This is a genomic window from Bacillus sp. FSL L8-0167 (assembly GCF_038630295.1).
GTDB lineage: Bacteria > Bacillota > Bacilli > Bacillales > Bacillaceae > Bacillus > Bacillus safensis.
Genome location: NZ_CP152027.1, coordinates 828,205 through 840,585, shown reverse-complemented (window position 1 = coordinate 840,585; position 12,381 = coordinate 828,205). Strand labels below are relative to the sequence as shown.

The following is a 12,381-nucleotide window of genomic DNA, read 5'->3' as shown; positions in this document are numbered from 1 at the left end:
ATTGTCACTCTCCCTCCCTAATATTTAATCCTTGGATCAATAACCGCATACAAGATGTCCACAATGAAATTGATCAGGACAAATATAAGCGCAACGACAAGAATACCTGTTTGAATGACTGGGTAATCACGATAACTGATGGCGTCATATATATACCGTCCGATTCCCGGCCAAGCAAAAATGGTTTCTGTTAAAATCGCTCCACCAAGCAAGAGGCCCGTCTGAAGACCAATAATCGTCAAGACCGGAATGAGCGCATTTTTCAGGCCATGCTGATAAATGATAAAAAATGAACGTACTCCTTTTGCTTTTGCTGTTCGAATAAAGTCTGAATGAAGCACTTCCAGCATACTTGCCCTTGTAATTCTCGCAATAATCGCAGCAGGAATTGTTGCGAGTGCTGTACTTGGTAAGATCAAATGCTTGATGCTGTCAGCGAATTGATCAAACCGGCCTTGCAAAAGCGTGTCCAGTGTATGAATATACGTGATCGACTCGACTGGATTCCTTACATCTTCTCGGCCTGTTGTCGGCAAAATACCTAATTCGATCGAGAACAGCCACTGCCCCATTAAACCTAACCAGAAAATCGGCATGGACACTCCGATGAGTGCAATAAACATCGCGGCATAATCAAAGAAAGAATGCTTAAACCAAGCACTAATGATTCCGGCATTCACTCCCACCACAATCGCCAGCACCATGGCAAAAAAGGTCAATTCTAACGTCGCAAATAAGTAGGGCTTCATTTCCTGGGCAATAGCCGCTCCTGTTCGAATGGAAGTTCCTAAATCCCCTTTTAAAAGGCCTAGCATATAATGACCGTATTGAACGTACCATGGCTGATCTAAACCGAGCTGGATCGTTAATTGTTCTACTGCCTCTTTCGTTGCCCGCTGTCCTAAGATGACCTGCGCTGGATTTCCAGGTATAAAACGAATAATTGAAAACACGACCAATGTCATTCCGATCAGTACTGGGATGAGCATTCCTGCCCGCTTCATACAATAAGCAAACAAACAGCTTTCACCGCCTTTTTCTTTGTTTGAATAAGGGAGATACAAGATCTCCCTTATTTGCTTATTCGAAATACACGTCAGTTAAAGCTTCTGAACCAGTTGGATGCGGCTGGTAGCCTTTTAAATCATTAGATGCGGCAAGCATTGGAATTGAATGCACCAATGGAATCCAAGGCGCTTCGTCATGAATGATTTCCTGCGCTTTTTTATACAGCTCATTTCGTTTCTTTTGATCTGTGTCTGTTTGCGCTTCAATTAAAATGTCATGCATTTTATCATTTTCGAAGAATGTATAGTTGTTACCGCCAATGCTGTCTTTGTCCAGCAGAGTGTAGATGAAATTATCAGGATCGCCATTGTCCCCTGTCCAGCCTAATAAGAACACATCTGCTTCCCCTTTACTTGCTTTATCTAAATAGGTCGCCCAATCATATGTCACAATTTCTGCTTTGACGCCGACCTTTTCAAAATTTGACTGAATGACTTCTGCTACCTTCATTCCATCTGGCATGTATGGACGCGGTACAGGCATTGCCCAAAGCTTGATGCGAAAGCCGTCAGGGAAGCCCGCTTCTTTTAATAGTTCTTTCGCTTTTTCTGGATCATACGGATATGGCTCAATGTCGTCATTGTAGCCTTCTAAAGCAGGCGGCAATGGATTTTTTGCTGGCTCAGCAAGTCCGCCATAAAATGACTCAATAATCGATTCTTTATCGACCGCATAATTGAGTGCCTGACGAACGAGCTTGTTATCAAGCGGCTTTCTTGTGACAGTCAGTCCGATATAGCCTACGTTCATCGATGGTCTTTCAAAGAGCTGGAGTGCTTTGTCGGTTTTAATGCCATCTAAATCTGACGGATTCACGCCATCCATTAAGTCGATCTCGCCTGTTTTAAGGGCATTTAAACGAGCAGAGTTTTCTGGAATGGAGCGGAAGATGATTTGATTCAGCTTTGGTTTATCCTTCTGCCAATAATCCTCGTTTTTTTCTAACACGATACGGTCGTTTTGCTTCCACTCTTTAAACTTGAATGGTCCTGTCCCCACTGGATTTTCTCTAAATGAATCGCCGCTTTTTTCAACAGCCGCTGGACTTGCGATGCCAAATGGTGACATAGCAATGTTTTTGAGAAATGTCGCCTGCGGGCGCTTCAGCTGAAATTCAATTTCATGCTCGCCTTTGACGATGATGTCTTTAATGACATGCCCTTTATCTTTTTTATAGCCGCCAAACATCCCATAGTAAGGAAACTTTTCTGCGTCTCCATTCATCCAGCGTTCAAAATTGAATTTCACTGCTTCTGCGTTAAAGTCTGTGCCATCGTGAAATTTCACACCTTCTCTTAAGTAGAACGTGTATGATTTTCCGTCCTTTGCAACATCCCATTCTGTTGCGAGGCCAGGATGGATGGTCGTGTCTTTCTCACCGTAATTCAAGAGCTTTTCAAATATATTCTCTGTGACCTTAAAGGTTTCGCCTTCTGTTGTTGTGATTGGATCTAGTGAAGTGGAATCTCCCCCTCTGCCAAATACGAGGGTATCTTTTGTTGCCTTTTCTTCTGATGTCGGTGAAGACGAGCATCCCCCTAAAAAGAGCGCCAGTGCCAGCACAAAAATGAAACTACTGAATAACCATGTCTTCTTCATTGTGTTCCTCCTTTTGATATAAATAACACGCGGCTGCGTGCCCCGGTGCCTCCTCATACAAAGCAGGAACTGCTTTCAGGCATTTCTCCCATCTTTTTGGACACCTTTTGTAGAAAGGACAGCCGCCGCGTTCCGTCATTGTGGTCTCTTCTGCTGCCACATCTTGCGCCTCTAGTACGTGATCCATATGTGGAATGGATTTCAGAAGCAGCGACGTATAGGGATGAAGCGGACTGTGAAACACATCTTCGGCAGGCCCCATCTCGACAATGCGCCCAGCATACATGACGGCGATCCGGTCACTCATATATCTGACAACCCCAAGGTCGTGAGAAATAAACAGATACGTCAGAGAAAGCGTCTTTTGCAATTCAAGCATCAAATTCAAAATTTGCGCTTGAACGGATACATCCAAAGCCGAAACTGGTTCATCGGCAATGACAAGACTTGGGTGCGTAATAAGTGCTCTAGCAATACCGATACGCTGCCTTTGCCCGCCGCTGAATTGATGCGCATAACGTTCTCCGTAGGAAGGATCAAATCCAACAATGTGCAGCATCTCTTTTACCCGTTTCCGTCTTTCTGCTTTCGTCCCATGCTGATGGACAATCAGTGGTTCCTCTAAAATATCTTTGATTTTCATTCTTGGATTTAAAGAAGCATATGGATCTTGAAAGATCATTTGAATGTCTTTTCTTAAGGAACGCATATCTCGTTCTTTTAGAAGGGTGATCTCCTGCCCTTTTAATTGAATAGAGCCTGACGTCGGTTCAGTCAATCTCATTAGGCTTTTGCCAAGTGTTGATTTCCCGCAGCCTGATTCACCAACAATGCCAAGCGTTTCTCCTTCCTTCACGTGAAAGGACACTTGATTTAAAGCCAAAGTCGATTGTTTATGTTTAGAAAAAAAAGCGGCTGTGTCATACCGTTTTGTCAGCTGATTCACTTGCAAAAGTGGGTGACTCAGTGTCTTCTCCTCCTTCCATTAGAAAACATGCCACGCGGTGATTCTGTTCAATGGATTGTAAGGCTGGATCTTTTTCAAGACATTGCGCCATTTGATATGGGCAGCGTGGTGCAAATTGACAGCCGGACCGGATGGCCCCTGGCTTAGGCACATGACCTGCAATAGAGATGAGCTTTTCTTTTTTCTCTTTAAACGATGGAACTGAGGCGAAAAGACCTTTCGTGTAGGGATGCAGAGGTTTTTGAAAAATATGGTCAACGGTTCCTTCTTCTACAATTCGACCGGCATACATAATCATGACTCGCTGGCATATTTGCCGCACGACGCCTAGATCATGGGTAATAAATAAAATAGCAGTGTCCATCTCTTCGTTCAGCTTTTTGAGCAGACGAAGGATTTGCGCTTGAATGGTCACATCAAGTGCAGTTGTCGGTTCATCAGCGATCATAAGCTTTGGGTGACAAAGCATTGCCATTGCAATCATCACACGCTGGCGCATACCGCCTGATAATTCATGTGGATATTTTCTAAGCAGTGATTCTGCTTGCTTCAATCCAACTGTTTGAAGCAGATCAATCGCCTTCGCTTTTGCTTCTTTCTGACCGATTGCTTGATGTGTGAAAAGGGCTTCCGTCATTTGTTTGCCGATGGTCATTAATGGGTTCAGAGAGGTCATTGGCTCTTGGAAAATCATCGAAATGTCATTTCCTCTTATCTCTCGCCACTGTTTCTCTGAAAGTGACAGCAGATTTTGCCCTTCGAAATGAACCTCGCCCGTTGTATCGGTTTGCTGATTCAGACCCATTAATGACATGCTTGTGATACTTTTCCCGCAGCCAGATTCGCCCACAATTCCTAACGTTTCCCCTTTTTGAATCGAGAACGATATGTGATGGACGATGGGCACTTTTTGCTTTTTCTGCTGAAACGCAATGGACAGCTGTTTGACATCTAGCAGCACGTCTTGTTCTTTCACATATTCACCACCCCGTCATACTTTTTAAAATTGTATTGAGACAAGCTGGGAAATATGTCATGTTTTTGACAAGCATAAAAAAGCCTATCCGCTAGAATCGGATAGGCTTCTACTAATTTAAAGTTTGAATGGTAAATAAATGACGATAGTGGCTGGCTTGGTTCATTAATTCTTCGTGTGTTCCTTTTTCCACAATTTCGCCTTGTTCCATGACCACAATTTGGTCAGCATGTGTAATGGTTGATAATCTGTGTGCGACAATAAAGGTTGTGCGATCCTTCGCCAGCTTTTGCATCGCTTCTTGAATGTAATGCTCACTTTCTAAATCAAGTGCGGACGTCGCTTCGTCTAAAATCAAAAGCGGTGGATTTTTAAGAAATACCCTTGCAATGGAAATCCGCTGTTTTTGTCCGCCTGACAGCTTCACGCCCCGTTCTCCTACTTTCGTGTCATATCCTTCAGGAAGAGACATAATAAAATCATGCGCATTTGCCGCTTTTGCAGCCGACACGATATTTTCAAAAGGTGCTTCAGGGTCACCAACCGCAATATTTTCTTTAATCGTGTCACTGAATAGGAATGTATCCTGCAGCACCATTCCGACTTGATTTCGAAGACTTCTTGCTTTGTACTCTTTGATATCAATGCCGTCAATTTCAAGTGACCCGTTTGTGACATCATAAAACCTTGGAATTAAGCTGACGAGTGTCGACTTCCCTCCACCGCTCATTCCTACAAGCGCAACCGTTTGTCCTTTTTCTACTTTCAAGGAGATATTGTGCAGAATCTCTTCCTGCGTGTGTTCATAACGAAACGACACATTTTTAAACTCTACCTCTCCTTTTAAATGATTGGCTTCTTTTGCATTCGGCCGGTCTGTGACCTCATATGGCTCATCAATAAACTCAAAGATCCGATCCATTGATGCCACCGACTGGGTTAAAGTCGTGGATGAGTTAATGAGACGGCGAATCGGATTGTACATCCGGTCAATATAGCCGACAAAGGCGATCATGGTCCCAATCGAAAGCGATCCATTAATCACCGTGTAGCCAGCAAATGCAATGATTAACAGCGGTGCAATGTCAGTGATGGTATTGACGACGGCAAATGTTTTGGCGTTCCAATTCGTATGGTTGATTGCTTTGTTTAAGAAATTTTTGTTTTCATCATGAAAATTCTCTTGTTCATATTCTTCAATCGCAAAGCTGCGAATGACCGGCATTCCTTGTACCCGCTCATGCAGGTGCCCTTGCACTTCAGCCAGCGCCTGTGACCGCTCTTTTGTCAGCTTGCGAAGCCGTCCGTAAAAATACTTTACTGCAAACGCGTAGAGCGGAAAAATAATGACAGACACGATGGTGAGCTTCAGATCCAGTGTACACATAATAGCGATCACGATCAGTACAGTCATCATATCCAGCCAAATGTTCATGAGCCCTGTGATGACAAATTCCTTTGTCTGCTCCACATCGTTGATCACTCTTGAAATAATTTCTCCTGTTCTCGTGTTGGCATAATAACGAAGACTTAGCTTTTGAATATGCGAGAACAGTTTTTCCCGAATATCAAATAATACCTTACTGCCTGTCCACTGAGCGTAGTATTGTCTATAGTATTCAACAGGCGGCCTCAACACTAAAAATAATACGAGCATGATTCCCATTATGATCAGTAGAGTTGATGTCTTTTCTTCAGCTGACCCCGAGCCTTGAATGACATCATCAATGACATACTTTAAAAGCAGAGGCAAGGTTAAGGGAATCGAGAACTTAATCATTCCGATGACCATTGTCAATGCAATCTGTTTTTTATACGGTGTTACAAAAGCCATGTAGCGTTTAATGACCCCCATGTAAATCTCCTTCCCAATCTATCAGTGCCTCTTATCCGTACGCAGTCAAAAACCTGTTAGCCTAAAAAGCCAAACAGGTTTTTTGATGCTCTTGCTTATTTTGTATAATGTAAAAAACGTTCATACCACATATCCACAAATTCAGGCGCAAACGGACCTTTCCGCTGGTGAATCCAATGCAGTAATGTATTCAGATGCTCTCTTAAGATACTATCGATTTCTTTTGGATAATTCATCTGCCTCTTATGATCTGCATATTCGTCCTCATCCAAAATATTGTACGTCATGTCTGGAAAGACTTTGACGTCTAAATCGTAATCAATATACTTAATTGCCTCATCATCTGTCGCAAAAGGAGAGCTGATGTTGCAGTAATAATATACCCCATCATCTCTAAGCATCCCAATTACATTAAACCATTGTTTTGCATGGAAATAGCAAATAGCCGGTTCTCTCGTCATCCAAGTACGGCCGTCGGATTCAGTCACCATTGTACGGTCGTTTGCACCAATGATACACAATTCCGTTGCTTTCAGAATGGTGGTTTCATTCCAAATCCTGTGGATCAAGCCATTATGTTTATAGCTTTGAATTTGGATGGTTTCTCCTTCCTTGGGATAGCCCATATTTTCTCCCCTACTTTCTATAACAAACAAACCTAACAGTCCAAAGACCTAATTTCCCAACTAAACATGTCTCTATTATATTATACCGTTACATCATTAAAAAATGAAATGAAAAAGCCATTCAACCCAATTGAACGGCACACTGACTTACATCACGCTAGAACTCTTTTCCATCTGTTTATATGAGTTGATGACCTCTTCTGTCTGTTTTGTAAATAAGGTTTGCACTTTTTGCAGTTCCTCACGTTTCTGTTTGATCTGATCACAAAGCCTATGCCACTCTTCTTTTTTTTCATCCTGCTGCAATTGTTTTTCTGTTTCTAAGCATAGATCGAGTTCTCCCTGCACATCGAGCAGCTGATCCATGAGCTGCATTTGTTCTTTTACAAGCTGATCGAAATCAGACATCTAACTCCTCCCTTTTCATCGAATCCACTTTTTGTCTGTATACCATTTCTTGAAAGAAAGAAGAAATCCTTTGACTGTTTATGTAGAGGTTTTACAGGTTTTGTCGGATGGTGATGAGAGGCAAAAAAGAAAAGCACTTCATTCGTATATGAAGTGCTTTCCTTTGTTTCAGTGATTAGCTGTTTTGTTGTTTGTTTTGCTCAGCTTTTTGGTTGTATTTTTTTACTTGCTGTACGTCAGTCTCACTAGCAAATTCAGTACCAAATTGACCGCCTTGTGCAGAAGCTTGGTTTTGTTTCTTCACTTGTTGCGCGTTTGTTTTGTTTTGTTGTTGATCCATCATTATCACCTCCACGCACATTAATTTGTGCAGAAGGTGCAGATCCTATTCATGATTTTTTTAAACAAGCAAAGAACGTCCGCCATCCACAATAATCGTCTGGCCTCTAATCATGTCTGCTTTGCCTGATACAAGGAATTCCACGCTGTCGACCATGTCTTTAATTTCCACCATTCGGCCGGCAGGTGTGTTTTTCTTCGCATCTTCTAAAAGCTCTTCACGGTTCGGGAAGTGCTTGAGTGCATCGGTATCGATCGCGCCGCCTGATACGGCGTTGACGACGATATTTTTTTGTGACAGCTCAACAGAAAGGTAACGTGTCAAAGCTTCTAGTGCTGCTTTTGACACGCCGACTACTGTGTAATTTTCAAGATAGCGAATAGAGCCAAGAGAGCTAATGCTGACGATATGTCCGCCGCCGTTTTTCTCCATTAGTTTCGCGGCTTCTTGTCCGCAGAATAACAAGGCTTTCGCATTGATATTCATTGTCCAGTCCCAATGATTTTCTTCAAGGTCCATAATAGGACGCTGAACACCTGATGCCGCATTGTTCACAAATACATCTAAACGGCCAAAGGTTTCGTCGATTTGCTGAAACATGTCTTTGATTTTCTCAGGCTGGCCTACATTGGCTTTGACAACCAATGTTTTAACACCCATCGCTTCAATTTCTTCCGCTGTTTCAAGTGCGGCTTTTTTGCTTCTCGCATAGTTAATGACAATGTCATATCCTTTTTCAGCGAGGCGGAGAGCTACTTCTTTCCCTACTCCTCTGCTGCTTCCTGTAATTAATGCACATTTACGTTGACTCATTATGGTTCATCTCCTGATTTGAATAGTTTTCGTTCATTCGCTTCACACTAATAGGAAAGTTCCTATTAGGAGGTTACATTCATGTATGTCGGACGCGATTTAAGCCAGCTTGGCATGATGTCCAAGGATCAATGGAAAGATACTGAGCTTGCTTACTTTCATCATGCTTTCCAACAAATTTTACCTTATTTGAATGAAGAAGGGCAATCTAAGTATCGAGAAATCATTTCTGAAATCGAAGACCGCGGGGGTCTGCACCGAAATGAAGCTGATTATACCCACGGTACAACGGTTAAATACGACTAGGCTGCTCAAGTGCCAGCTTCCAAATTTTTTGGTGTGAGACTGGCAAAGCATATGCCTCAAATTCTTCTGTTGTGACTTTTTTCAGCTTCGTGTCATCGGATACAGAGGTAACTCGTCCAAAGAAAACAGAAATATTCCAGATGAGGTGGGTAAATACATGCTGAATGGTGCCTTCTAAATCACCAAGCTCAGCTTGTACACCTGCCTCCTCTTTTAAGAAATCAATGAGCTGCTCTTTTTCCGTTTTTCTTCCCTTCATGGTTTCCATGTTAGGGAATTCCCATAAATTCGCAAGGAGGCCTGTACTTGGCCGCTTATGAATATATAGGTTGCCTGCGTCATCAAATAACACCGCTGCTGCCATTGATTTTGCAGTCGGCTTTTTCTTTTTGCTTTTCACTGGGAGCTCATGCTGAACGCCTTCCTCGAATGCCGAGCAATGCATGTTCACAGGGCAAATGAGGCAGGCAGGGGATGTTGGGGTACAAATGAGCGCACCAAGCTCCATCAACCCTTGATTAAATTCTGACGGCTTTTCCCGGGAAATGAGCTGATCGACCGAGAATTCGAAAATGTTTCTCGTTTTGGGCTTTGCAATATCATCCCATATGGACAAAATACGAGAAATGACCCTCATCACGTTGCCGTCTACCGCAGGATACGGCTTGTTATAGGCGATACTCAGTACTGCGCCGCTCGTATACGGGCCTACACCTTTGAGCTTTGAAAATTGCTCTTTCGTATTAGGGACAATGCCGCCGTAGGATTCATATACTTCTTTCACAGCTGCCTGTAAATTACGAACTCTTGAGTAGTAGCCAAGACCTTCCCATGCTTTCATGACCTTTTCTTCATCAGCTAAAGCGAGATCCTTCACCGTCGGAAACTGCTCCATAAACCGGTTGAAGTACGGAATGACCGTATCCACTCTCGTTTGCTGAAGCATCACTTCTGATACCCAGACGCGGTATGGATCTTGATTTTCACGCCATGGCAATGTTCGTTGTTCTTTTTCATACCAATCAATTAAATCATGCTGAAAGCCCGCAATATCTTTGCGGTCCAGCTTTTCTTGAATGTCTTTCATATCTATACTCCTTCTCATTGGACCGAGGGCTAACGTTCTGAATAGAACCTTATTTGTTGTATACTGTTTGTAGATACGTTAACATGTTACATTAAATCGGGATAAAGCAAAAGTGATTTTGCACATAGTCTTGATTGGAGACGTATACTTTGTATGATTGTTCCTAAGCATGACAACTAGGAGGTAATCAATTGGACACTGGTACTCATGTAGTAATGGGCATTTCTCTTGGGGGACTTGCACTTTTAGATCCAGCCGTCAGCGCAGATCCACACATGGCACACGCCGTGATGATCGCGACCATCGCCGGCTCCCAAGCACCAGACATTGATACTGTGCTAAAACTAAAAAATAATGCGGTTTATATAAGAAATCACCGAGGATTTACACATTCCATTCCAGCTGTACTGTTTTGGTCATTGCTGATTCCGGCTGTGATTTTCCCATTTGTGCCTGGGGCGAATTTACTTCACCTCTGGTTATGGACACTATTAGCCGTTGTGCTTCACGTGTTTGTCGATATTTTCAATGCATACGGCACACAGGCCATTCGTCCATTTTCAAAGAAATGGGTAGCACTTGGGATCATTAATACGTTTGATCCATTCATCTTTTTTACACACATTGTCGCCATTGTCGTTTGGGCGATTGGCGGTCATCCCGGCTATACGTTCATAACGCTGTACGCCGTGATTTTCTGTTACTATATCGTCAGGGTCATCATGCAGCTTCAGATTAAACGTCAGCTGCGTGCACGATTCGATGAAATTGAAGAGATTATTATTTCGCCTACAATGAAGTTCAGACAATGGCGCATTGCCGTGAAATGTAAATCCTCTTTCCATGTTGGGCGCAGCATGAATGGAGAAGTCGTCATTTTAGACACCTTTAACCGTGTGCCGGTCCCTGATACTGAAATTATGAAAATTGCCAAACAAGATGAAAACATTTCAGCCTTTCTCTCCTTCTCCCCTGTCTACCGGTGGGAAGTAGATAAATACAAGGATCATTATGAAGTGCGGTTCATTGATTTGCGCTACCGCAGCAAAGGTCACTATCCTTTCGTCGCGATCTGCCATATCGACATGGACCACCAAATCAAAAATTCCTATACCGGCTGGATTTTCAGTGAAGAAAAACTACAAAAAAAATTAAGACTCGGCTCTGTGTGAGCGAGTCTTTTTTTGTGCTTCACTCTTACATCTTCGTCATATATTCCACAATAAACTCCCAAAATCCAGGTCCTTCTTGGTAAATCAGCCAGTCTACTTTTTCGATGAGTTTGATATAGAGTTCTTGTTCGAGGTCTTCTCTTTCTTGATATGCCGTGTTTTGTAGTTTCTTTTTGATTATGGGTGTGAAGGTTTCAATGAGTTCTTCCATTTCTCCATTGGTCATTTTGTCTTCGTGCACGGACATCTCCCCCTGTTTCTTCTTTTAGTTTGTTGAGTGCTTTTTTGTGAATGTTTGAGATGTTTTGTCTTGTTTCGCCTAACTGATCGGCTATTTCCTTCATCGTTTGACCTTCGACATAGATTTGGGTTAAGACCATTTTTTGTTTGTCTGTGAGCTGCTGGTAGGCCTTGTACAATGTTTGATCTTGCAGATGCTCCCCTAGGTCTTGCTGGTTGAAGAGCACGGCTTCATACGTATCTGTTTGAACAGGGTCTTTCACTTCTTGCGTATCAGGATGATCGAGTATGAGCGGAAAACGCTGCTGCTTCTTTTTTACTCGTTTGTCAAAGTCGACTGAAAAGATGCGTATCATTGTGGAGATATACTTGATGATGCGGATTTTCTGATAGAACTGTTTGAACTCGGAATCTAGTTTTTTGGCATTTTCCTCGTTTGGCTCTTCCATAACTTGCTGGAGCAGCTGCTCGTTTTTCGGGTTGCTTAAAAACTGCTGAATGAGCGGGTGATCAATGATTTCCTTCCATTTTGCTTTCAATAACAGCCGATAATCCATGTGCATCCTCCCCTTTGTTCCCTCTACTAGCATTAAGTGGACAAAAGTTAAAAAAAGTAAACTTCGTGAAACGGGTCTAATGATTCATTTTCTCCTCCTCTGCTTTCCTTTTTCTTCTTTCATACCACTTATATAGAAGACGAGCATCCGCTGGGAGGTGAGACAAATGGAGACCTTTTTTTCAGAGGAATGGCTGAAGCAGCTCGGTCAGGCTGGCTTCCCTGCCATTTTGACAGTATACTTGCTGACACGCTTTGAACGAAAGTTTGATGAGTTAAGCAAGCTCATCCAACGATTAGTCGCTGCTCAAAAAAATGATGAATCAGATTGACATCCGCTTGATTCGTTTCACCTTATGTAAACGAGG

Annotated in this window: 14 protein-coding genes and 1 pseudogene; 3 read left to right on the top strand and 12 right to left on the bottom strand. The window is 42.7% G+C overall.

Annotated elements, in window-relative coordinates; genetic code table 11:
- Window positions 1-17 precede the first annotated feature (17 nt).
- The 9 genes and pseudogenes from MHB66_RS04170 to fabL form a co-directional block, all read right to left on the bottom strand.
- Entirely contained in the window at window positions 18-1,019 is a 1,002-nt protein-coding gene (locus MHB66_RS04170) for an ABC transporter permease (RefSeq protein WP_046314355.1), read from the bottom strand.
- A gap of 61 nt (window positions 1,020-1,080) precedes the next feature.
- The gene (locus tag MHB66_RS04165) at window positions 1,081-2,667 is read right to left on the bottom strand and encodes an ABC transporter substrate-binding protein (protein WP_046314334.1); all 1,587 of its coding nucleotides are present in this window, start codon (window positions 2,665-2,667) and stop codon (window positions 1,081-1,083) included.
- Window positions 2,642-3,619 carry an ABC transporter ATP-binding protein gene (locus MHB66_RS04160; protein WP_080708071.1) on the bottom strand — a complete coding sequence of 326 codons (978 nt, stop codon included), beginning with the start codon at window positions 3,617-3,619 and terminating at the stop codon, window positions 2,642-2,644. The genes MHB66_RS04165 and MHB66_RS04160 overlap by 26 nt, the downstream gene beginning before the upstream one ends.
- Window positions 3,588-4,610, bottom strand: coding sequence for an ABC transporter ATP-binding protein (locus MHB66_RS04155; protein WP_046314331.1), 1,023 nt, complete (start codon window positions 4,608-4,610; stop codon window positions 3,588-3,590). The genes MHB66_RS04160 and MHB66_RS04155 overlap by 32 nt, the downstream gene beginning before the upstream one ends.
- 112 nt (window positions 4,611-4,722) lie before the next feature.
- Window positions 4,723-6,465 (bottom strand): ABC transporter ATP-binding protein, encoded by a 1,743-nt coding sequence (locus tag MHB66_RS04150; protein ID WP_046314329.1) that lies wholly within the window; start codon window positions 6,463-6,465, stop codon window positions 4,723-4,725.
- Between the two features lie 95 nt (window positions 6,466-6,560).
- Window positions 6,561-7,091: a DUF402 domain-containing protein gene (locus MHB66_RS04145; protein WP_024425209.1), complete on the bottom strand. Its 531-nt coding sequence runs from the start codon at window positions 7,089-7,091 to the stop codon at window positions 6,561-6,563.
- A 147-nt stretch (window positions 7,092-7,238) separates the two neighbouring features.
- On the bottom strand, window positions 7,239-7,499 hold the full coding sequence (locus MHB66_RS04140) for a YgaB family protein (RefSeq protein WP_034284208.1): 261 nt from the start codon (window positions 7,497-7,499) through the stop codon (window positions 7,239-7,241).
- A gap of 175 nt (window positions 7,500-7,674) precedes the next feature.
- A pseudogene (locus tag MHB66_RS04135) lies at window positions 7,675-7,824 on the bottom strand (gamma-type small acid-soluble spore protein); the annotation flags it as partial.
- Between the two features lie 75 nt (window positions 7,825-7,899).
- A complete protein-coding gene (fabL, locus tag MHB66_RS04130) occupies window positions 7,900-8,652 on the bottom strand; it encodes an enoyl-[acyl-carrier-protein] reductase FabL (RefSeq protein ID WP_024425211.1) in 753 nt (250 codons plus the stop codon).
- 81 nt (window positions 8,653-8,733) lie between these two features.
- On the opposite strand from fabL, the gene MHB66_RS04125 reads away from it, so the two are divergent.
- Complete coding sequence (locus tag MHB66_RS04125) at window positions 8,734-8,958, top strand: hypothetical protein (RefSeq protein WP_003217808.1); 225 nt, start codon at window positions 8,734-8,736, stop codon at window positions 8,956-8,958.
- On the opposite strand, the gene mutY is transcribed toward MHB66_RS04125, so the two are convergent.
- A complete protein-coding gene (mutY, locus tag MHB66_RS04120; RefSeq protein WP_046314326.1) occupies window positions 8,945-10,045 on the bottom strand; it encodes an A/G-specific adenine glycosylase in 1,101 nt (366 codons plus the stop codon). The genes MHB66_RS04125 and mutY overlap by 14 nt on opposite strands.
- 191 nt (window positions 10,046-10,236) lie before the next feature.
- Here mutY and MHB66_RS04115 point away from each other — a divergent pair, with 191 nt between their 5' ends.
- Window positions 10,237-11,217 (top strand): metal-dependent hydrolase, encoded by a 981-nt coding sequence (locus tag MHB66_RS04115; RefSeq protein WP_046314324.1) that lies wholly within the window; start codon window positions 10,237-10,239, stop codon window positions 11,215-11,217.
- A gap of 25 nt (window positions 11,218-11,242) precedes the next feature.
- Here MHB66_RS04115 and rsoA read toward each other — a convergent pair whose 3' ends face one another.
- Both rsoA and MHB66_RS04105 read right to left on the bottom strand, forming a co-directional pair.
- On the bottom strand, window positions 11,243-11,464 hold the full coding sequence (gene rsoA, locus MHB66_RS04110; protein WP_046314320.1) for a sigma-O factor regulator RsoA: 222 nt from the start codon (window positions 11,462-11,464) through the stop codon (window positions 11,243-11,245).
- Entirely contained in the window at window positions 11,412-12,014 is a 603-nt protein-coding gene (locus tag MHB66_RS04105) for a sigma-70 family RNA polymerase sigma factor (protein ID WP_046314317.1), read from the bottom strand. Before MHB66_RS04105 ends, rsoA begins: the two co-directional genes overlap by 53 nt.
- Window positions 12,015-12,180: 166 nt before the next feature.
- Here MHB66_RS04105 and MHB66_RS04100 point away from each other — a divergent pair, with 166 nt between their 5' ends.
- On the top strand, window positions 12,181-12,345 hold the full coding sequence (locus MHB66_RS04100) for a YvrJ family protein (RefSeq protein ID WP_073204399.1): 165 nt from the start codon (window positions 12,181-12,183) through the stop codon (window positions 12,343-12,345).
- The last annotated feature ends 36 nt before the right edge of the window (window positions 12,346-12,381 follow it).

Bases quoted from the DNA above. Each gene is read 5' to 3' on its own strand.
- MHB66_RS04150 (WP_046314329.1), bottom strand. From the start codon at position 6,465: ATGGGGGTCATTAAACGCTACATGGCTTTTGTAACACCGTATAAAAAA.
- MHB66_RS04140 (WP_034284208.1), bottom strand. From the start codon at position 7,499: ATGTCTGATTTCGATCAGCTTGTAAAAGAACAAATGCAGCTCATGGAT.
- MHB66_RS04100 (WP_073204399.1), top strand. From the start codon at position 12,181: ATGGAGACCTTTTTTTCAGAGGAATGGCTGAAGCAGCTCGGTCAGGCT.
- mutY (WP_046314326.1), bottom strand. From the start codon at position 10,045: ATGAAAGACATTCAAGAAAAGCTGGACCGCAAAGATATTGCGGGCTTT.
- MHB66_RS04165 (WP_046314334.1), bottom strand. From the start codon at position 2,667: ATGAAGAAGACATGGTTATTCAGTAGTTTCATTTTTGTGCTGGCACTG.
- rsoA (WP_046314320.1), bottom strand. From the start codon at position 11,464: ATGTCCGTGCACGAAGACAAAATGACCAATGGAGAAATGGAAGAACTC.
- fabL (WP_024425211.1), bottom strand. From the start codon at position 8,652: ATGAGTCAACGTAAATGTGCATTAATTACAGGAAGCAGCAGAGGAGTA.
- MHB66_RS04105 (WP_046314317.1), bottom strand. From the start codon at position 12,014: ATGGATTATCGGCTGTTATTGAAAGCAAAATGGAAGGAAATCATTGAT.
- MHB66_RS04125 (WP_003217808.1), top strand. From the start codon at position 8,734: ATGTATGTCGGACGCGATTTAAGCCAGCTTGGCATGATGTCCAAGGAT.
- MHB66_RS04145 (WP_024425209.1), bottom strand. From the start codon at position 7,091: ATGGGCTATCCCAAGGAAGGAGAAACCATCCAAATTCAAAGCTATAAA.